Origin of the sequence: Vibrio sp. T9 (assembly GCF_003123985.1) — a bacterium.
Classification (GTDB): domain Bacteria; phylum Pseudomonadota; class Gammaproteobacteria; order Enterobacterales; family Vibrionaceae; genus Vibrio; species Vibrio diabolicus.
The window spans coordinates 1-21,376 of record NZ_NIGY01000018.1 but is presented as its reverse complement, the minus strand read 5'-3'; the positions used below and the strand labels follow the sequence as shown (position 1 = coordinate 21,376).

The window sequence follows — 21,376 nt, the reverse complement described above, 5'->3', positions numbered from 1 at the left end:
GAGTCATCATGCAATGGACATTTAACCGACTCGTACTCTCGGGTCTTTTTCTTACTTCCCCTTTCACCTTCACTGGACAAGCCTTCGCTAACCAAGCTGCAGATTCGGTCGCACCAGAGCACAGCACTGGCATTGAGCAAAAGCAGCTGGTCAAAGCTAAAGATTATATGGTTACCGCTGCTAACCCACTGGCGACTCAAGCGGGTGCAGACGTACTTGAGCAAGGCGGGAATGCGATAGATGCCATGGTCGCGGTGCAATTGATGCTTGGCTTAGTTGAACCCCAGTCATCAGGTATTGGTGGCGGTGCGTTCTTAGTGTATTGGGATAGCGAAAAGCAAAAACTGACCACTTACGACGGGCGTGAAACCGCCCCCCTCGCCGTAACGCCAAAGCTATTTTTAGATGAGAACGGTCAGCCATTGCAATTCTACGATGCCGTGGTTGGTGGACGCTCTGTCGCAACACCAGGCACCGTGAAACTATTGTGGGATACCCACCAGAAATACGGCAAGCTGGAATGGAAAAAGATCATTCAACCTGTTATCTCGCTTGCTGAGCAAGGATTCAAAGTCAGTCCTCGCCTAGCAAGCTTGATAGAAAAAGACGCCGAGCGTTTATCACGCTTTCCAGTCACAAAAGCCTATTTCTTTAACTCGGATGGCTCGCCAAAAACCGAAGGTACGCTATTAAAAAACCCTGAATACGCACAAACACTGAGTGCTATTGCTAAGCAAGGTGCTCAAGCCTTCTACCACGGGGATATCGCCAGAGACATTATCAAGACGGTACAAAACGCGCCGGGTAACCCCGGCGTATTAGCCCAACCCGACTTTGATACCTACCAAATCAGACAACGTGAGCCAGTTTGTGCAGCATACCAAAGCTATGACATTTGCGGCATGGGACCACCAAGCTCTGGCGCGCTCACCATTGGTCAGATTTTGGCGATCACTGAACAGTACGATCTCAAAGGCTGGGGGGCCAACAGCATTAAATCTTGGCAAGTACTCGCCGATGCATCGCGTCTAGCGTTTGCTGACCGTGGTAAATACATGGCAGACCAAGATTACGTGCCGATGCCAACTCAAGGCTTGCTCGATAAAAGCTACCTCCAGCAGCGAGCAGAGCTGATCCAAGTCGGCAAAGCACTAAGCAAAGTTGAAGCGGGCAATCCTCCGTGGTCGCACGCAATGAACTTAAGCATGGACGAGTCCATTGAACTCCCTTCCACCAGCCATTTCAATATCGTCGATAAGCAAGGCAATGTGGTTTCAATGACGACCACCATTGAGAATGCGTTTGGCTCGCGCTTAATGGTGCGTGGCTTCTTGCTCAATAATGAACTGACCGATTTCTCTTTCCGTACTCATAACGACGGAATCCCAATCGCCAACCGCATAGAACCAGGCAAGCGTCCACGATCTTCAATGGCCCCGACCATTATGATGAAAGATAACAAACCTTACATGGCGATAGGTTCTCCGGGTGGCAGTCGAATCATCGGTTACGTGGCGCAAACCATCATTGCCCACACGCAATGGGATATGAATATCCAACAAGCTATCAATCAACCACGATTACTCGACCGTTTTGGCACCTTAGATATTGAGCAAGATACCGCTGCAGAAGGCTTACAGCCAGAGCTGGAGAAGATGGGCTTTAAAACCAATGTTCGTGATTTGAATTCTGGACTGCATGCGATACGCATAACAAAAGATGGACTAGAAGGTGCCGCAGATCCTCGTCGAGAAGGAGCAGCAATCGGAAAATAGGCCTGTTTTGCTCGACTCCTTGTGCGAGATCTCTCACAAGGAGTGGAGCAAACCTCTCTTTTTTTAATGGTAAAACAGCCCACAAATAACCATAAGATATTGAATAATATAAACATGTTTATTTTTCAAACGCTTTTAATTGAGAAAAATGTGGGCTTCGACCATTGTTGAGAATCGTGAAGAGCGTAATATGAACCTTGTCGGGAGGATGCTGACACGGAACAGGAAACACCACGGATTTGGTGAACTTCAGGAAGAAGAAACGGGTATTCAGGATGAATAGTCGGGCATGGATTGCAAAACTGGACATTGAACGGAGTCAATAGCAACTAGGACGGTTGCTACTAAGGACGGGAAATGGACACCTCTGGACGAGGAAAGGACTGAACATCAGGATGATGTCATGGACACCGCTCAGGGAACAAGTGATGAGAGCTAACGAGGATGGTTAGCAGACCAGGATAAGGTCAAGGACACCGCTAGGAAGGCGACGAAAGGATTAAGCTGAAGGAATGCAGCACGCTATCAAGGATTTGATGCATGGAGCACTTTTAGTAGCTGGATTGCTGCGAGTAAGACTATAACCCCGACGGGCGTAAGCCCTCGGGGTTTTTCTTTGTCTAAAGATAAGCGATTTAGACTAAGAGCCTTTTCGAATAGCGTCATTTAGCTCCCTATCTTTCAGCATTTTGTTGATTCAAAACAACCAAAACAGAAAGAGCCACCGAAGCAGCTCTTATGTTCATTTTTTCACAAAGCCCTACAGCTTCTCCAATCGCGCGTAAGCGGTGACTAACCATTTAATGCCTTCACCATTGAAAGCAATCTGCACTCGGCTTTGTGGGCCACTGCCCTCAAAGTTGATGATCGTTCCTTCACCAAATTTCGGATGCATCACGCGAGAACCTAGCGAAAAGCCAGTCTCATTAAAGTTTTCTTTTACTGCGGTTTGGCTAAAACGTCCACTACTTGAAGGGCGACTCACTTGCGCCTTCATGCGCACTTCATCCAAACACGTTTCTGGTAATTCACGAATAAAGCGCGATGGTTTGTGGTATTTGTCCTGGCCATATAGGCGACGCATTTCCGCGTAAGTAATGTAGAGCTTTTGCATCGCGCGCGTCATGCCCACATAACACAGGCGGCGCTCTTCTTCCAAACGCCCTGCCTCTTCAGCGGACATCTGGCTTGGGAACATACCTTCTTCCACACCGACCATGAATACCAATGGGAATTCCAAACCTTTCGCACTATGCAGCGTCATCAGTTGGACTGCATCTTCAAATTCGTCCGCCTGACCTTCGCCCGCTTCCAGAGCCGCATGTGTTAAAAATGCTGTCAGCAGAGACATTTCTTCCGCTTCTTCTGGTTTTTCGAATTGGCGAGTGGCGGTAACCAGCTCCTCCAAGTTTTCTATGCGAGCTTTAGACTTTTCGCCCTTCTCTTGCTCATACATCGCAAACAAACCCGAGTACTTGATCACGTGGTCCGTTTGCTCGTGCAATGGCATTTCTAATGTGTCATCTTCCAGCGCGGTGATTAATTCGACAAAACGACTTAACGCGCCAGCTGCTCGACCCGTTAATACTTGCTCATCGAGCATTGCCAGACTGGCTTCCCACATGGTGCACCCTCTATCACGAGCTGCACGACGGATAGTCTCTAGCGTCTTATCGCCCAGACCACGTGTTGGGGTATTCACGACACGTTCAAACGCGGCATCATCGTTGCGATTCGCCATCAAACGCAAGTAGCTCAACGCATCTCTGATTTCTTGACGCTCGAAGAATCGCATGCCTCCGTAAATACGGTACGGTAAGCCTGCCTGAATTAATGCTTCTTCCAAAACACGAGATTGCGCGTTGTTACGATACAGCATCGCAGCATCATTCAATGCGCCGCCATTCTCTTGCCACTCTTTGATTTTATTGACCGCAAAGCGCGCTTCGTCAAGCTCGTTATAAGCGCTGTAAACCGAGATCGGCTCTCCCACATTGCCATCCGTCCACAGCTCTTTACCCATGCGTTCAGTGTTGTTCGCAATCAAGGTATTGGACGCTTCAAGAATCGTCTTGGTCGAACGATAGTTTTGTTCGAGACGAATGGTGTTCACGCTCGGAAACTCCAGCGTGAACTTCTCAATGTTCTCGACTTTTGCACCGCGCCAACCATAAATTGACTGGTCGTCGTCACCAACAATCATCACGTGACAATCTGGGCCAGCCATCATGCGTAGCCAAGCGTATTGAATGTTGTTGGTGTCTTGGAATTCGTCAACCAAGATATGCTTAAAGCGTGCTTGGTAGTGTTCACGCACAAACTTGTTGTCACGCAGTAGCTCATGCGCGCGCAGCAAAATTTCCGCAAAGTCCACTAAGCCAGCACGATCACACGCTTCTTGGTAAGCGGTATACAGCTGCAAATAAGTTTTGGTCACTGGATCGTGATAAGCGTCGATATGCGATGGGCGTAATCCTTCGTCCTTCTTACCATTAATCCACCATGAAACTTGGCGTGCAGGCCACTGCTTTTCATCCAAGTTTTGTGCTTTGATCAAACGCTTTAACAAGCGCTGCTGATCATCGCTGTCTATGATTTGGAAATCTTCCGGTAGCTTGGCATCAAGATAGTGTGCACGCAAAATGCGGTGACAAATACCGTGGAAAGTCCCATTCCACATGCCAGATGCACTGCCCATCATCAACTCTTCAATACGACCACGCATTTCTGCTGCCGCTTTATTGGTGAAGGTGACCGACATGATCGAGAAAGGAGAAGCTTGCTCGACTGACATAAGCCAAGCGATACGGTGAACAAGAACGCGAGTCTTACCACTCCCTGCACCAGCAAGGACAAGTAAGTTTTCTAGAGGAGCTGCAACGGCTTCACGCTGTTTATCGTTTAGACCGTCGAGTAATAGAGATGGATCCATCATGATGAGCTACTGGTTATTTATACATAAAAACCGATTATAACCTAAACAGCTGGGTGCTGTTTAGACAAAACTTGATAAAAAATTCGTTGTTTTTTTAATCTTTCATTCAAAGAGTTAACGAAGGTAATCACTCCAAAACCATTCGCGAGAGTTATTTTTATGAAAGTTTTTCTGCCTCATCTCTATCTTTTAATTTAAGCAGGTGGATAAAGGTTGTACGCCAAACGGCGAATCGACTTGCCGAATGAAAGTAAAAGGAAATCACTCAGAGGAAATTATGATGAAAAAATCGAATCTTGCTGTTACTGCTGCTGTTACTGGCCTTCTTGCTCTTGGTGGCACCATGCTCACCGCAGCCCCTGCTGTCGCAGCAGAAAAAGAAAAGTGTTATGGCGTGGCGAAAGCCGGTAAAAATGACTGCGCAACGAAAAACAGCTCTTGCGCGGGTACCTCTAAAGAAGACAACCAAAAAGATGCTTTTGTTGTCGTTCCTAAAGGATTGTGTGACAAATTGGCTGGCGGTAGCACCAGCGGCTCATAACTCAACATCACAAGTTTCTGTGGGGCGCGTTGCACTTTAACCAACGCCCCCAGTTACTCGCCAATCAGAAAAGGAGTTTCACGTGAAACATCACTCTTTCCATCCTCTTGCTGGCGTTGGATTACGTTCCCCTCATCTCGATTATTTTAGCCAACACAAACCTGAGCTGTCGTGGCTAGAAATCCACAGCGAGAACTACTTTCAGCCCAACTCAGTAGAGCGTCATCAACTGCAAGCATTACGCGAGCACTACCACATCAGTTGCCACGGTATTGGTTTATCGCTGGGCTCGGTGGAACGTGTGAATACGAAACATTTAGCGCAACTAAAAGCATTGATAAATACAATTGACCCGCTCTTCGTCTCTGACCATTTAAGCTGGAGTGAAAATGGTGGTCACTACTTCAATGATCTACTTCCCTTGCCTTACACGGAAGAAGCGCTGCAAGTCTTCACTCGTAACGTGCTTGAAGTGCAAGAATACCTACAACGTGAAATCTTAATTGAGAATCCATCTAGTTATGTGAAGTTTCACCATTCAACCATCAGCGAATGGGATTTTCTTACCGAAGTGCAAAAGCGCACCGACTGTCGTTTATTACTCGACTTAAATAACGTATATGTTTCCGCCTTCAATCACGGTTTTGATTGCGACACATACCTAGATGCGATTCCAGCCGACAAAGTCGACGAGATTCATTTGGCAGGTTTTACTATTAAGACGTTGGATAAAGGTGAGATTTGGATTGATACTCATAGCCGTCCCGTCAGTGATGAAGTATGGCAGCTGTTCGTTAGTTGGACACAAAAACACGGCCCTCGCCATACGCTGATTGAATGGGATTTGGATATTCCTGCACCAGAAATACTTCTTGGCGAAGCAGAAAAAGCATCCTCACTATTGCAGAAAAATCATTTAATTGACCAAAAGAGCAAAAGGAAAGCGTCATGAAGCTTGCGACCTTGCAGAGTCAGTTTGCTAAAGCCCTACATTATCAAGCGCTCGGTGAAGAATGCGACATTGTGAGTGACAAGTTTACAGCAGATGAACGCATACAGATTTACCGCAATAACTTTATCATCAGCTTGAGTGAGGTATTGGCAGCGACCTACCCAATGGTTGAAGCCTTAGTTGGAAAAGAATGCTTCGATCAAATTGCTCGCCAACACGTGCTTTCTCACCCCTTAGCAGAAGGTAATGTCGTACATTATGGTGCAGGCTTTCAAGATACGATTATGCAGTTTAGTCAGGTCATGACCCAAGCCCCGTACACTCCTGAAGTCGCAAGGTTTGAATGGCATATGGACTTAGCTCGACAAATACAGAATGAGAAAGTCGAAAAACCAAATCGAATCCCTTTATCTGCACTTACCCAAGTGACGGAAGAACAACAACCTCAATTGGTGTTTCATTTGCGCACTGGCAGTCGCAGCTTTGACTCAAACTACGCCGTATTTGATCTCTTTCATGCGATTCAACACCAAGAGTTTGAACAGCTCAATATCAATCAATTACAGCGAGGTGTCATCTCGATTCAAGCCAATGGAGAAGCTCAATGTCACGCACTCGATACCGATGTTTTTCAACTGCTGCAATGTTTAGAGCAGAAGCAGAGTTTGAGCGAAATACCCGAAGCTTTGCTCGTTCACCTTAATAGCATCATGGCACTCGATCTCGTTGACGGCTTTACATTGAAATCAATCTAAGGAGCACTCTATGACGAATACGGTTAAAAACTTAGTCAATCGGTACGACGACTTGATCAATACCTTACAAGCTGGCTTTGTCCCTTTACTACTTCTCTTTTGTCGCTTGTGGGTTGCATGGGTGTTCTTCAATTCAGGGTTAATCAAAGTTTCTTCTTGGGATAGCACGCTGTATCTATTCGAATTGGAATACCAAGTGCCACTTTTGCCTTGGGAGTTAGCGGCCTACATGGGAACGGCTGCCGAGTTAATTCTGCCAGTATTTTTAGCGTTGGGATTAATTACCCGCCCGATGGCTGCGATTCTGTTTGTGTTCAATATCATCGCGGTCATCTCTTACCCGGTATTGTGGGAAAAAGGGTTCTATGACCATCAATTGTGGGGATTCATGATTTTAGTGGTCATCGTATGGGGACCGGGAGTTATCTCTATTGACCATGTTATAAAGAACAAGCTGACGCGATAAAAAAATCCCCGCAGTGGCGGGGACTTTTTATTGTTTATTTAAGTAAGCAAGAAGCTCATCAGCTGAGATGCCCTGTTGAGCAAGATCTTTTGCCAACAGCTCAACTTGTTCGCCTTTGCGCGACTCAATCACTTGCTGGAATTGGTACACTATATCACGCAAAATTGGCAGAGGTACTTGTTTAGCCGCACTACGAATACGCTCGGAGCTTTGATTACCCAGCTCATTAAGCAACTTGCCAAACATCACCTTTTCTGGTGAATCTTCCATTTGCTCTAGAATACGAGCCATTTCATACGTGGTTAACGACATTACTTTTTGAGTTCCGTTATGGTGTCAGGAAAAGTCTGAACGACAAATATACACGCCTTACTTACATTGGAAAATACTAAATTACACTGTTTTACGCTTTCGCAAAGCTTGAATGCCAGTTCTTACCTGCTTTTGTAAACAGAACCACCAACGCAGGCAATAGAACCCACATATGAATTGCGATCAGTGTTTGAGGCTCCAAAGATAAACGCTGCAACGTACCAACCAACAAACCAGAGCCACTCATTTGGAACAACCCAAGCAGTGCCGCAGCCGTACCCGCTTTGTCACCAAACGGTTCCAATGCTTTCCCTGCTGCTGCACCCAGAATGAATGCAAAACCCACTGACGACATGAAAATAGGTAGCATGAAAGAAAGCGCGGTATTCTGACCATTCATCACCAGCATAATCACACCTGCGAGGCCCAGAGTCGAGATCCCCGCAACCAAAGTGTTGTGCGTGCCAACGCGCTCCATAAACTTAGGCGCAAGCATACAAGCCGCAATATTGATCACTGCATTTACACCAAACCAGAAGGTGAACTCATTCATCGACAACCCCATCCCTGTCATCAATACCGATGGCGCCGAGGTGACATACGCGAGAATAACCGCCATCGCCATTAAACACAGTGAAGCATGGAAGACAAAAGATGGCGTACTAAGCACTGCCCAATAACGGCTGAGCTTAAACACGGCTTGCTTTTCCGTTGATGGGTTGGTCTCTTTCATCATGAAAAACATCAATGATCCAGACACCACAGCAAAACCCGCCATAAAGCTAAAGTTAGCACGCCAGTCAAATTGCTGAGTTAACCAACTACCTAGAATTGGAGCTAATGCCGGAATAAAACAAATCGCGCCGTTAAGATAGCTGATCATTTTGCCGCTTTTTTCCGGGCCAAAGATATCGCGAACTGTTGCAAAGGCTGCTACCGATGTCGCACACGCACCTAAGCCTTGTAGCAGTCGGGAAACCAACATCCATTCAATATTTTGAGCACTCCACGCCAATAAAGCGCTCATCGCATAGATAGTGATACCGCCCAATGCAACAGTTCGACGTCCGAGTTTATCTGCCAAAGGGCCAGCAAACAGTTGCCCTACACCCATCGCAAATAAGAACCAAGTGATCGTGTCTTGTGCTAGCGCATTATCGACCTGAAAAGTGGAAGCAATAAGAGGTAAAGCAGGTAGATAAATATCAATCGCAAGAGGACTGAAAAGAACCAAAAGGGTCAATAACGCCATCTGTTTTTTACTATTAGAAAACTGGCTAGGCACACAACACTCCGAATTGGATAAAGAACTTTGGATAGAGCTTAATCATCTGATGATATGAATGGAAATGATGTATAATCATGAGCATTATTCCTTAGAGGAAATTCACCGTGAACGTCGAAAAACTGGCTCGTATCGATTTAAATCTATTGGTCTGTTTTAAAGTTTTGATAGAAGAGTTAAATGTCACCCGAGCCGCCCACCGACTGTGCTTGAGTCAGTCTGCCGTGAGCAAATCACTGGCTAAACTGCGCATCCAATTTGATGACCCGCTTTTCACCCGAAACTCGCATGGATTAACACCAACGCCGCGCGCATTGTTTCTTAAGCCGAAACTGGATCTGTTGATAAACCAGTTAGAAGTACTGACTCAACCAGAAGAGTTCTCTCCACAAAGTAGCGAATACCGTTTTCAAATAGCAGCGGTTGAAAGTGTTTACCCTCTGATTCTACCCCATTTCTTACCGGCGATTTTTCAGCAAGCCCCTGGGGTAACGATCAGCACTCACCCTTGGTCCGATAATACTTTTAAAATGCTGCAACGTGGAGAGCTAGACTTAGGCTTAACTGGAAAAGACATCGATATTAATGATGCCAAGCTGACTCTGCTGCCACCCGATGACATATGCGAACTGGAAATTTATCGAGATCACCAGATGTGTATTATTCGCAAAAATCACCCAGCATTAAAACAGCCTTGGAACCTCGAAGCGTATCTCGCCCTGCGTCACGTACAAGTGCGTTGTGACGGCAACGACCGTTGGCTGTTAGATTATCGCCTTGCCGATATTGGAGCCGACCGCGATATTGCCGTCACCGTTCCGGACTTTAATAGTGCCGCAAGTTTATGTTCCTACACTGACTTTATTTTTACCGCTCCAAGCCATTTTGTGCAGCTCGCTGCTAAACAGCTTGATTTGGTCGTACTACCACTCCCGCTAGAATTCCCCCCTATGGCATACACTTTATTCTGGCACCGAGACAGAGAAAACGACCCTGCATTGGGTTGGCTACGTACGATGATCACACAAAAAACTGATCACCTTAGATAAAAATACCGCTCTCAATTTGCGCTTAGCGGGTAAAATGAGTAGCTTAACTGTCGTAGTCCTTTTTGGCTCATCTATGGCCTAGTTGTACTCCGACTCAACCTAAGTCATTGCAAACTTGCGTTGATCATAAACTGCATGAAGCAGAAGGAAACAGCTCCCACACCTGAGCATGAAGGAGCGGTAATTTGAAGGAATAAAACAGATGCACAACGAAACTCTCAGCCGCGTGAATGCGATTCGCGAATGGCTTATACAACATAATATTGATGCCCTACTGGTTCCGCACGAGGACGAGTATTTGGGTGAATACGTCCCAGCGCACAACGAGCGCTTACATTGGTTAACAGGCTTTACTGGTTCTGCTGGTGCTGCGGTAATCACCAAAGACAAAGCCGCTATCTTTGTTGATGGCCGCTATACCGTTCAAGTCACCAAACAAGTCCCTGGTGGCCTATTTGAATATCGTCACCTTATTGAAGAACCAGCTTTAGATTGGGTTCTAGACAACCTGCCAACAAACGCATCTGTCGCAATTGATCCTCGTATGCACAGCTCAGCTTGGCTAGACATGGCACAAGCTAAACTGGCTGGAAAGCTTGAGCTAAATATTCTGACCAACAACCCAATTGATGAGTTGTGGCATGACCGCCCAGCGCCTGTTGTCTCTGATGTTCGCCTGATGCCAACAGAAGCCGTCGGTCAATCAAGTGAGAGTAAGCGTCAAGAGATCGCCCAACTGGTAAAAAAAGCGGGTGCAGATAGCGCTGTGATCACAGCATTAGATTCTATTTGTTGGCTGCTGAATGTACGTGGTTTGGATGTATCACGCCTACCAGTTCTGCTTTCTCACGCGATTCTGCATGCCGACTCAACCGTTGAATACTTCCTCGATCCTGCTCGTCTACCTGCTGATTTTGACGCTCACGCAGGCAGCGGTGTGACCGTTCACCACCCAGAAGCACTTCAATCTCGCCTTGAAGCCATGACAAGTAAAAAGGTATTAGTTGACCCTGCAATCAGTAACGCTTGGTTTAAGCTAGTACTACAAAACTCTGGTGCGTCCGTGATTGCAGCAGCAGACCCATGTCTGATGCCAAAAGCGGCGAAGAACTCGGTTGAAATTGCCGGTATGAAGGCGTGTCATATCCGTGATGGCGTGGCAATGAGCAAGTTCCTATGTTGGTTAGATGCGGAAGTTGCTGCTGGTAACCTGCATGACGAAGCGACATTAGCAGACAAACTGGAAGCATTTCGTAGCGAAGACCCTACGCTAATGGATCTCAGCTTCGATACCATTTCAGCCGCGGGCGGCAACGCGGCCATGTGTCACTACAATCACGAGAACCAACCTGAACCTGGCAAGCTAGAGCTGAACACACTTTACCTAGTGGATTCAGGCGGTCAGTACCTCGATGGCACTACCGATATCACGCGTACTATCGCGATTGGTCAACCTTCTGCAGAAATGAAGAAGCAATTTACGTTGGCGCTGAAAGGTCATATTGGCGTTGCTCGAGCTCGTTTCCCGAAAGGCACACGTGGTTACCAAATCGATACACTAGCTCGTCAGCACCTATGGGCGGAAGGCTACGATTACGATCACGGCACTGGCCACGGTGTGGGCCACTTCCTAAGTGTGCATGAAGGCCCAGCAAGCATTTCGAAGAAGCAAATTGATGTGCCTCTATTAGAAGGTATGGTGCTATCAAACGAGCCAGGTTACTACCGTGCAGATGCGTTTGGTATCCGTATTGAGAACCTAGAGCTTGTTGTTGAAACACCGACTAACGGTGACTTCCCTGTCCTGTCATTTGAATCGCTAACACGCTGCCCAATAGACAAACGCAACATCAACGTTGATATGCTAACTCGTCCAGAACTTGCTTGGCTGAATGATTACCACCAGAAAGTATGGGATGAGATCAGCCCGCTAGTCGAAGGTGATGTTAAAGAGTGGCTTCGTCAGGCAACGCTACCAGTAGCACACAGCTAGAAGCTAGAAGCTAGAAGCTAGAAGCTAGAAGCTAGAAGCTAGAAGCTAGAAGCTAGAAAAAAGTAGAGGGTTGATGTTTTGCATCAACCCTCTTTTCTTTACTTATGTTTCACGTGAAACATAACGATGACCAGTAGCTTTATTTGCTGATTAACCAGAATACGCTGAGTGCCAATCTCGCCATACAGGGTCAAAGCCTTTGGCTCGAATCATATCTTCCACAGAACCAGCACTTCGCTCATCACTGATCTCAAACTGCTCGAGCTCAACATCATCCATCGCATAACCACCCGGCTGAGTTTTCGATGCAGCAGACATACTGGTGATGCCTAACGGCAATGCGTTGTCTCTGAACTTCGGTGACTCACGAGTCGATAATGACAACTCCACTTCTGGATTCAACAAGCGATAAGCGCAAATCAACTGCACAAGCTGTTTATCCGTCATGACTGATTTTGGTTGGAGCGCGCCCTCACAAGGACGTAAACGTGGGAAAGAAATTGAGTAACGAGTCTGCCAATACGTGCGCTCAAGATAGTCCAAGTGCGCTGCCACATAAAAGCAGTCGGTACGCCACTCTTCCAATCCTATCAAAGCGCCAATACCGATCTTATCAATACCCGCTTTTGCAAGACGATCAGGTGTAGCCAATCGGTATTCGAAATCCACCTTATTTCCACGCAAATGGTGCTCGGCGTAAGTCGAAGGATGATACGTTTCTTGATAGACCATCACCGCATCCAAACCCAATGTCTTGAGCTCGGCGTATTCGTCTTGATCAAGTGGCTGCACTTCCATCGCCAAATAATTAAAGCGTTGCTTAATCATCGGTACCATTTCGCGGAAGTATTTCATACCCACTTTGGTTTCGTGTTCACCAGTCACCAGCAATACGCTATCGAACTTCATGCGTTTAATGGCTTCGACTTCTGCAGCCACTTCGTTCCGATTCAAGGTACGACGCTTGATTCTGTTCTCCATCGAGAAGCCACAATAAGTACAAGCATTGGCGCACAAGTTAGAAAGGTACAGTGGAATGTAAAGCGACATGGTATTACCAAAACGCTTGCGAGTTGCCGAGTATGACAGCTGCGCCATTTGCTCTAAGTACGCTTCTGCCGCCGGTGAAATTAGCGCCTTAAAATCTTCCAAATCACGCTTGGATTTATTCAATGCTCGCTCAACATCTTGTGCTGTTTTCGCATAGATCGACATCGAAATGTCATCCCAATTAAACTGCTTAAATTGCTCAACGAAGCTCATGTTTTCCTCGCTTAATAGCTAAACCAATCTAGGACTAAAGCTCATCTAGGAATGACGTCAGTGGACTCGACGCAACCGCATGAGAAACCTTACCTGCAAGTCCGGCTTCATAAGCCATACGCCCCGACTCTACCGCCAGCTTAAATGCCTTCGCCATCGCAACGGGATCGCTCGAAGCTGCAATCGCAGTATTGACGAGCACGGCATCCGCGCCCATTTCCATCGCACGCGCGGCATGTGAAGGAGCACCAATACCCGCATCGACAACCACTGGAACATTAGCTTGGTCGATAATGATCTCTAGGAAATCGTGAGAAACTATCCCTTTATTGGAACCGATCGGCGCACCTAATGGCATGACTGCAGCACAGCCTACTTCTTCCAATCGTTTACACAGAACCGGGTCAGCATGACAATAAGGAAGCACAATGAAGCCTTCACGAACCAGTTGCTCAGCGGCTGCTAGTGTCTCAATAGGATCGGGCATCAAGTACTTCGGGTCTGGATGAATTTCCAGTTTTAACCAGTTAGTACCTAACGCTTCTCTCGCCAGTTGTGCAGCAAACACAGCATCTTTAGCATTCTTTGCACCTGAAGTGTTCGGCAATAAGTTCACCCCAGCTTGTACTAACGGCAGCAAAATATCGTCTTGTTGGTCGTTCACATCCACACGCTTCAACGCCATGGTCGCAAGTTGACAACCCGACACTTGAATCGCTTCTGCCATTAGTCGGCTGTTGGCAAACTTCCCTGTTCCTGTGAACAGTCTAGATTCGAATTGTTTATCACCAATTTTAAGCATCGACTTTAACCCCCTGCGATCGCTTGAAACAAAGAGATGCTATCTCCCTGTGAAAGAACTGTGCTAGCCCACTCACTGCGCGGCACAACATGGTTATTAATTGCAAAAACACAGCCCATTTCAGGCAGCGCAAATTGGCCAATGATTTGCTGTAGATTCGACTCACTGGCAACTTGATGTGACTGGTCATTGATGACAATCGTGATCACATCTAAGTCAGCATCGGTCACTTGTGTTGTTTGTTGTTCTGATAACGTCATTGCTTCCAACTCTCTTAATTCTGCCCATTATTCGTAAGCTAAATCTGAGCACACACTTGGCACTGTTTGTCTTTGCTTATCGCCATGGTTTGCCATTGCATTTTCAATCCATCAAACAGATGTAACTTAGCAGTCTCAACATGAAACTTTCCCGTCGCCAGTTTTTGAATTGCCGCTATCGCTTGGTAGTTGCCAAGTGTGCCCACCACCGGACCGACGACACCGCTCTCACTGCACTTTTGCGTTTGCGGTAATTCGTCAAACGGATACAAACAGCGGTAACAGGCTTTACTCCGCACTTCTTGTTCACTTGGCGTTTGGTAATCAAAAACAGCGAATTGCCCTTGCCAACCAATTGCCGCCGCCGAGATGAGCGGCGTATTTTGCTCGAAACAAACTTGGTTAATTAGCTGGCGCGTTGGCATGTTATCGGTGCAGTCCAACACCACATCCGCTAACATCACCTCAAGCTGCAACTGTGCTTTGTCTAATCGCTTATTGAGGGCACGAATTTGAACCATAGAATTAAGTTCAGTGAGTTGCTTTATAGTCGCTTCTGTTTTCGTAACTTGGAGGTCTTGTTCACGATAAATGATCTGACGTTGTAGGTTACTGCTATCAACTTCATCATCATCAACCACAACCAATTTACCAACGCCCGCTGATGCCAAGTACAAACTCGCTGCGCTTCCTAATCCACCACAACCGATGATCAGCACATGCGATTTACTCAAACGCTCTTGCCCAACTTCGGCAATTTCAGGCAGAGCGACTTGGCGTTGATAGCGAAGGAACTGCTTATCCGTGAGCATGCTCGCCTCTCTTGGTATCCACCAATTCACTATTCTGATCAGTAAACGTTAGTTGTCTTTCCTTCATCAGTTGTGCGAAAAAATCGATGACGGACTGAGGTGATTCTGCCAACGTAATAGCTCGCACAACTGCCAAACTAGAAACACCTGTTTGCCAAACTTGGTCTGCATTAGATTGGTCAATGCCACCAATCGCGACCGTCGGAAAGCCAAGCACATAGTCACTACCTGCTTTGTCTTTTGCAGGACGGAAAACCGACTCTGTGTTTCCATAAGGAATGCTATCAATCAACTTTTGATACAGTGCCAAGCGCACCAAACCTTGTGGTTTTGATGGCATCTGTTTTGTGGTGGTTGGGAAAATATGCCCTAGCGCGATGTAGCTAGGATGAATTTGTACGATGCGCAGTAGTTCGTAATAACCATGCGTAGAAAGACCAAGACGAATGCCGGCTTTGGTTAGCTGAGCCAAATTCGACTCTTCTATGTCTTCCTGCCCTAGGTGAACGCCATAAGCGCCATATTTGATTGCCAACTGCCAATAGTCATTGATGAACACTTGAGATTGATACTGACGACCTAGCTCAATTGCTCGAATGATCTGTTGTTCCAAATCGGCTTGTTGTGGGTTCTTAATTCGTAGTTGAATAGTGTTGATGCCTAGTGGCAGTAAACGCTCAATCCAAGCAACGTCATCAACGACTGGGTAGAGCCCTAGACTTTGCTTAGTTAGAGTTGGAAAGTTAACGCTCTCACCTTGCGCAGACCAACCGACTTGAATACCTAGTCGGTTATCTTCCAGTACTGGTGTGGGGAAATCATCAAATTGGTTAGCCCACTGAGTTGATTGTTCCTCGTCAAGGTTGTCATTCGATAGTGTTTCACGTGAAACATTCGCTTGTTGGGTTAGCATTCCTCGAGCAAGAGTTAACGAATCTTCGATAGGAAAATCGAGTACTGTCAGCGTTACTATCCAAGCAAGGTGATGTTCGGGATCGAACATTGCGTTGAGTTTGGACTTAACGGAAAGCGCCCTCACTTCATCGTTAATTGGATGACGCCAGATATCAAGCTGAAGCACTTTCTCCTTTTCATCAAAAACCTGAGTATCAGCAATACCAATATAAATCGCTTTAGAAGATTGCTTTGCACACACTTCTACCGATAAAGAAGAACGGTAATAAAGCACAAATGAACTCTCATGCTCAGAGTTATGTCCATCAATAAGATCAGTCGTTATATGTGTAGTCTGTTGGTCGCGAACAAGCTGAATAGATTGAGTTGGGCTCACACCCAACTCAATGTCTTCGATGCTAAAACCCTGTTCTTTCGCCAACAACAAACATTGCTGAACTAAACCTGTTAGTTCAATCAATGATGACGGAATAAGGATTTTGCTCATTAATTACTTACCTCGGCATGTGCTGCTGGGTGGTATAACTCAGAACCTGTGTCTCTAAATTCTTGAGATTTCTGACGCATCCCCTCAAGAGGATCATCAAGCATTTTGATAGAGATAGCTTGGTCCGCAGCAACTTGCTCAGTGTCTTTCGCGTACTCTCGTACCTCTTGCGAAATCTTCATCGAGCAGAACTTTGGTCCGCACATCGAACAGAAGTGAGCAACTTTGCCAGACTCTTGAGGCAAGGTTTCATCATGGAAAGCGCGCGCGGTTTCTGGGTCGAGTGACAAGTTGAATTGGTCTTCCCAGCGGAACTCGAAGCGAGCTTTAGAAAGCGCGTTATCACGAACTTGTGCACCTGGGTGTCCCTTCGCTAAATCAGCGGCGTGTGCAGCAAGCTTATAAGTGATCATGCCTACTTTCACATCTTCTTTGTTTGGTAAGCCAAGATGCTCTTTAGGAGTTACGTAGCAAAGCATTGCACAGCCATACCAGCCAATCATGGCAGCGCCAATACCTGAAGTAATATGGTCGTAACCAGGAGCGACGTCTGTCGTCAGTGGACCAAGGGTGTAGAACGGAGCTTCATGGCAGTGCTCTAGCTGCTCTTCCATGTTCTCTTTGATCATGTGCATTGGAACATGGCCAGGACCTTCGATAATGACCTGTACGTCGTATTCCCACGCAACCTTAGTCAACTCACCAAGAGTACGAAGCTCCGCAAATTGCGCTTCATCGTTAGCATCGGCAACCGAGCCAGGACGCAGACCATCACCAAGAGATAGTGCGACATCATACTTAGCACAGATTTCACAGATCTCTCGGAAGTGGGTATATAAGAAGCTTTCTTGGTGATGCGCTAAACACCATTTCGCGATGATAGAACCACCACGAGAAACGATGCCAGTAACACGTTTAGCCGTCATTGGTACATAACGCAGTAATAAACCGGCATGGATAGTGAAGTAATCAACGCCCTGCTCTGCTTGCTCAATCAGAGTATCGCGCATCACTTCCCAGTTAAGGTTTTCGGCAACTCCATTCACTTTTTCCAGCGCTTGATACATAGGTACGGTACCGATCGGAACCGGGCTGTTACGCAGAATCCACTCGCGAGTTTCGTGGATGTTACGTCCAGTAGAGAGATCCATAACGGTATCCCCACCCCAGCGTGTCGCCCAAACGAGCTTCTCAACTTCTTCCTCAATCGAAGACGTCACCGATGAGTTACCGATATTGGCGTTCACTTTGACCAAAAAGTTACGTCCAATGATCATTGGTTCGGATTCTGGGTGGTTGATATTAGAAGGGATAATCGCGCGACCTTCGGCAACTTCTTTGCGAACAAACTCGGCGGTAATGTCTTTTGGAAGATTAGCTCCAAAGCTTTGACCAGGATGCTGTTGATTCAGCACATCATCACGGTACTTGGCACGACCCATGTTTTCACGCAGCGCGATGAATTCCATTTCTGGGGTGATAATACCTTTGCGAGCATAGTGCAGTTGAGTGACGCATTGCCCATCTTTGGCGCGTCGAATACGTGGTAGATTACCGTAACGAAGATCGTCTAGTGTTTCGTCTTCTAAGCGTTCTTTGGTGTACACCGAGCTTACTTCATCGAGTAACTCTGTGTCACCTCGCTCTTCAATCCAGCTTTCTCTTAGCTTTGGTAAGCCGCTATAAAGGTCAATATCGTAGTTCGGATCAGTATAAACACCTGACGTATCGTAGACTCGGACGGCTTCATTCGGCTCGAAAATAGGCGCTTCTTTTGTGCCACCAATCAGACTATCTGCTAGCGCTATTTCACGCATAGGTACACGAACATCTGGACGTGAACCTTCTACATATACTTTTGTGGAATTTGGGTACGGCTGTACCGAGAGTGTTTCAATAAACTGTTTTGCTTCCAGTCTCGCTTGTTTGCGACTCGACATAGCATTTTTCCTTGCTTTGTTATACTAGATAAAAAGTAATTGGATAAAAATGCTTGGCGGATAGATGCGACAAGAGGAGTCAAATTAAGGCTAAATAAAGCTTAAGTAATTTGCCTATAACAACATTCGACTATTTGATAGGTCAACCAGAAAGAACTCCGGTATAAATATCTTCTCTTGTTCCCTTCGCAGATTCTAATCTGATCAGGTTCAACGGATCCCGAATTAACGGTCTCAGCCTTATGGCACTCCGACAAGTGATATCAGTATATAAAAACGGCCTGGTTAAACCAAGCCGACCTGTTTAATTTTTAACTACTTTGCTAGCTGCGCATCAATAATTGGAAACCGATCCACGCAGCAGAGATGCTCAGCACCACATTTAATAAAATATTTAACCCCATCTTAAAAAACGCACCTTGCTGCATAAGTAAAACATTATCCATAGAAAAGGTGGAAAACGTCGTCAGTGCCCCTAAAAAGCCCAAACCAATCACTTGTCGCCAAGGTTCTGTTGCCAACAGTTCATTGTCGAACGCAGCAATCAACAAGCCCATGATAAATGAACCAACCACATTAACAGTTAGCGTACCGTATGGAAAACCACGCCCCAATAAAATGACACACAGTTCAGATATCAAGTAACGAGAACACGCACCGAAAGCACCACCTAGTGCAATAAAACCAAGAATGGAAAACTGCCCCATAATTCCCCCAACACTATTGATGACGATATTGTAACCAAAACTAAAGCAATATTGATGGTGAAATTTTAGAATTCGACAACGTATTGCATTTAAAACACGCTGAGATTAAAAAAGTTACAGGAGTCACTTTACTTCAATATACCCCATCAAACCGGTTTTCATGTGCTCAATAACATGGCAGTGATACATCCAACGTCCAGGGTTGTTAGCAACAAAGGCAGCTTTGGCACTGCCATTTTTTCCAAGTAAAACCGTATCGGTATGGAACGGTTCGTCGAGTTTCTTTCCATCTAACTCAAGAACAGTAAATGTATGCCCATGAAGATGAATAGGATGATGATATTGAGTAACGTTCTTCAAATTGAAGATATAGGTTTTTCCAAGTTCCAATTTTGAAAGTGGTGCTGGGATATTATCTTTACTCATTCCCTCCCAAGCTCGTTTGTTCATCAGCCAGAATTTAGGTATCGCTTTGCCCGATTTATCGGCAGGAGTGATCGCCCCCTCCCATTCAAACACATAATCGATTTGCTCCGCATTTTCCAAATCAAGATCAGGCACAGGGTTGAGAGGCAATAAAGGCAGTTTCTTGTTGCTTGGCAGGTCAGACTCAACAACTTCAAACTCACACAAAGAGAATGGGAAGCGCCCTTTCATTTGACGCACATAAACACGCTCTCCAGCCTTCGGAGCAATCAATCCGATATCCAATCTCATTCCCGGACCAATTTTGTGTTGAGTGAGCCTATAAGGCGTTTTAACTGGATTGCCATCGATGGCAATAACCCAAGCCTCTGTGCCTTCAATCGCGATCGGATAGGTAATGGTGTTATCGACATTAGCAATTCTTAATCGCGTAGTCGCGTTCTGCTTCAGCGTATAAACAGGCTCATGAATACCATTGACGCTACTCCACTCTCCTGGCGTTCCCATACGTGCACTCAAGCGCGGCACCATTAGATTCTTCCACTGTCCTTGCTTGTCTAAATGCCAATGCTTGAGGACGACTTCATGCTCTTCATCAAACTGAACAGGCTCAGCCTCTTCAACAATTATTAGCCCAACTAACCCCATACCAAGCTGCTTAACACTGTTCATGTGTGGGTGATACCAAAACGTACCTGCATCTGGCGGGGTAAACTCATACGTAAAAGTCTCTCCGGGCATTATAGGAGCCTGGCTTAAAAACGGAACTCCATCCATTTCAATAGGAACCCTCAAGCCATGCCAATGAATCGTCGTCGGCTCTGATAGCTTATTGATGAAGTTGATTATTACCTTTTCCCCTTGTCGGCAACGAATTATCGGTGCAGGTATACGCCCATTAAAAGCTAATACCTCAGTATTGAAACCGGGCACTAGTTCAGCCGTAGAAGGCTCTGCAGTGATATCGTATATATACTGCCCCTGCTTATTAGTACTCCTAGATAGAGAACATGCAGGTAGAACAGTAAGCGCGGAGATCGCTAAGGATGATTGAAGGAAGCGTCGACGAGATATATCCATACATAGTTACCCATTAATCCAGATCGGTTGAGTGTAACTAAATATAAATAATGATTCTCATTTATTGCTAACATTTCGGAGCACTTGGTTATAACGACTAGTCTAATAGGTTGGTGAGTTAATAAATACTTACAAAGAGCAGCAGGCAGCAGAAAGGCATATAGGTGGGATGAGAGGACAAATGCATAGTGGCAAGCAGATACAAAAAAGGCTCTGACCTAAGTCAGAGCCTTGATATATGGCAGGGGTGGAGAGATTCGAACTCCCAACACGCGGATTTGGAATCCGCTGCTCTGCCAATTGGAGCTACACCCCTGTAGAATGCTTATATTCTAGATTTGACAAAACCTCGCATGGGCGAGGTTGTCGATATTAAGTGGCGGAGTGGACGGGACTCGAACCCGCGACCCCCGGCGTGACAGGCCGGTATTCTAACCAACTGAACTACCACTCCGCAGTGGTATCACTCGCTTGTAATCAGCAAGTGTCCAAAATTTAAAGCCTGGCGATGTCCTACTCTCACATGGGGAAGCCCCACACTACCATCGGCGCTATTTCGTTTCACTTCTGAGTTCGGCATGGAAATCAGGTGGGTCCAAAACGCTATGGTCGCCAAGCAAA

General features: G+C 46.2%; 18 protein-coding genes, 2 tRNA genes, 1 rRNA gene and 1 riboswitch. Of the genes, 7 read left to right on the top strand and 14 right to left on the bottom strand.

Features of this window, described 5'->3' with window-relative positions; all coding sequences use genetic code 11:
* Window positions 1-8 precede the first annotated feature (8 nt).
* Window positions 9-1,775, top strand: coding sequence for a gamma-glutamyltransferase (gene ggt, locus CBX98_RS23660; protein ID WP_109170372.1), 1,767 nt, complete (start codon window positions 9-11; stop codon window positions 1,773-1,775).
* 760 nt (window positions 1,776-2,535) lie between these two features.
* Here ggt and uvrD read toward each other — a convergent pair.
* Complete coding sequence (gene uvrD, locus CBX98_RS23650) at window positions 2,536-4,710, bottom strand: DNA helicase II (protein WP_005397027.1); 2,175 nt, start codon at window positions 4,708-4,710, stop codon at window positions 2,536-2,538.
* A 280-nt stretch (window positions 4,711-4,990) separates the two neighbouring features.
* Between uvrD and CBX98_RS23645 the strand changes: the two genes are divergently transcribed.
* The 4 genes from CBX98_RS23645 to CBX98_RS23630 all read left to right on the top strand — a co-directional run bounded on the left by CBX98_RS23645 (window position 4,991) and on the right by CBX98_RS23630 (window position 7,424).
* Window positions 4,991-5,251, top strand: a complete 261-nt coding sequence (locus CBX98_RS23645; RefSeq protein WP_031780600.1) for a DUF2282 domain-containing protein — start codon at window positions 4,991-4,993, stop codon at window positions 5,249-5,251.
* Window positions 5,252-5,333: 82 nt separating this feature from the next.
* Entirely contained in the window at window positions 5,334-6,203 is an 870-nt protein-coding gene (locus tag CBX98_RS23640) for a DUF692 domain-containing protein (protein ID WP_046874566.1), read from the top strand.
* Window positions 6,200-6,958, top strand: a complete 759-nt coding sequence (locus tag CBX98_RS23635; protein WP_109170371.1) for a DNA-binding domain-containing protein — start codon at window positions 6,200-6,202, stop codon at window positions 6,956-6,958. The genes CBX98_RS23640 and CBX98_RS23635 overlap by 4 nt, the downstream gene beginning before the upstream one ends.
* A gap of 10 nt (window positions 6,959-6,968) precedes the next feature.
* The gene (locus tag CBX98_RS23630) at window positions 6,969-7,424 is read left to right on the top strand and encodes a DoxX family protein (protein ID WP_012841278.1); all 456 of its coding nucleotides are present in this window, start codon (window positions 6,969-6,971) and stop codon (window positions 7,422-7,424) included.
* A 27-nt stretch (window positions 7,425-7,451) separates the two neighbouring features.
* Here the strand turns inward: CBX98_RS23630 and CBX98_RS23625 are convergent, their stop codons facing one another.
* Entirely contained in the window at window positions 7,452-7,736 is a 285-nt protein-coding gene (locus CBX98_RS23625) for a hypothetical protein (RefSeq protein ID WP_005397034.1), read from the bottom strand.
* A gap of 91 nt (window positions 7,737-7,827) precedes the next feature.
* The gene (locus CBX98_RS23620) at window positions 7,828-9,021 is read right to left on the bottom strand and encodes a multidrug effflux MFS transporter (protein WP_197710233.1); all 1,194 of its coding nucleotides are present in this window, start codon (window positions 9,019-9,021) and stop codon (window positions 7,828-7,830) included.
* A gap of 107 nt (window positions 9,022-9,128) precedes the next feature.
* On the opposite strand from CBX98_RS23620, the gene CBX98_RS23615 reads away from it, so the two are divergent.
* A complete protein-coding gene (locus CBX98_RS23615) occupies window positions 9,129-10,070 on the top strand; it encodes a LysR family transcriptional regulator (protein WP_006743068.1) in 942 nt (313 codons plus the stop codon).
* Between the two features lie 202 nt (window positions 10,071-10,272).
* Window positions 10,273-12,063 carry an aminopeptidase P family protein gene (locus tag CBX98_RS23610; RefSeq protein WP_109170370.1) on the top strand — a complete coding sequence of 597 codons (1,791 nt, stop codon included), beginning with the start codon at window positions 10,273-10,275 and terminating at the stop codon, window positions 12,061-12,063.
* Between the two features lie 150 nt (window positions 12,064-12,213).
* On the opposite strand, the gene thiH is transcribed toward CBX98_RS23610, so the two are convergent.
* The 11 genes from thiH to rrf form a co-directional block, all read right to left on the bottom strand.
* Window positions 12,214-13,326: a 2-iminoacetate synthase ThiH gene (gene thiH, locus CBX98_RS23605; protein WP_109170369.1), complete on the bottom strand. Its 1,113-nt coding sequence runs from the start codon at window positions 13,324-13,326 to the stop codon at window positions 12,214-12,216.
* Window positions 13,327-13,360: 34 nt separating this feature from the next.
* Window positions 13,361-14,128, bottom strand: a complete 768-nt coding sequence (locus CBX98_RS23600) for a thiazole synthase (RefSeq protein WP_104974679.1) — start codon at window positions 14,126-14,128, stop codon at window positions 13,361-13,363.
* A gap of 5 nt (window positions 14,129-14,133) precedes the next feature.
* Window positions 14,134-14,388: a sulfur carrier protein ThiS gene (thiS, locus tag CBX98_RS23595; protein ID WP_109170368.1), complete on the bottom strand. Its 255-nt coding sequence runs from the start codon at window positions 14,386-14,388 to the stop codon at window positions 14,134-14,136.
* 38 nt (window positions 14,389-14,426) lie between these two features.
* On the bottom strand, window positions 14,427-15,200 hold the full coding sequence (locus tag CBX98_RS23590) for a HesA/MoeB/ThiF family protein (RefSeq protein ID WP_109170367.1): 774 nt from the start codon (window positions 15,198-15,200) through the stop codon (window positions 14,427-14,429).
* A complete protein-coding gene (locus CBX98_RS23585; RefSeq protein WP_109170366.1) occupies window positions 15,187-16,602 on the bottom strand; it encodes a thiamine phosphate synthase in 1,416 nt (471 codons plus the stop codon). The genes CBX98_RS23590 and CBX98_RS23585 overlap by 14 nt, the downstream gene beginning before the upstream one ends.
* Complete coding sequence (thiC, locus tag CBX98_RS23580; RefSeq protein ID WP_109170365.1) at window positions 16,602-18,542, bottom strand: phosphomethylpyrimidine synthase ThiC; 1,941 nt, start codon at window positions 18,540-18,542, stop codon at window positions 16,602-16,604. Before thiC ends, CBX98_RS23585 begins: the two co-directional genes overlap by 1 nt.
* A 164-nt stretch (window positions 18,543-18,706) precedes the next feature.
* A riboswitch (TPP riboswitch) is annotated at window positions 18,707-18,805 on the bottom strand.
* A gap of 60 nt (window positions 18,806-18,865) precedes the next feature.
* Window positions 18,866-19,249 (bottom strand): fluoride efflux transporter CrcB, encoded by a 384-nt coding sequence (gene crcB / locus CBX98_RS23575; protein WP_005397071.1) that lies wholly within the window; start codon window positions 19,247-19,249, stop codon window positions 18,866-18,868.
* 123 nt (window positions 19,250-19,372) lie between these two features.
* Window positions 19,373-20,755 (bottom strand): multicopper oxidase family protein, encoded by a 1,383-nt coding sequence (locus tag CBX98_RS23570; protein WP_109170364.1) that lies wholly within the window; start codon window positions 20,753-20,755, stop codon window positions 19,373-19,375.
* Between the two features lie 239 nt (window positions 20,756-20,994).
* A tRNA-Trp gene (locus CBX98_RS23565) sits at window positions 20,995-21,071 on the bottom strand.
* A gap of 61 nt (window positions 21,072-21,132) precedes the next feature.
* A tRNA-Asp gene (locus CBX98_RS23560) sits at window positions 21,133-21,209 on the bottom strand.
* Between the two features lie 46 nt (window positions 21,210-21,255).
* Window positions 21,256-21,372 (bottom strand): 5S ribosomal RNA (rrf, locus tag CBX98_RS23555).
* Window positions 21,373-21,376 lie beyond the last annotated feature (4 nt).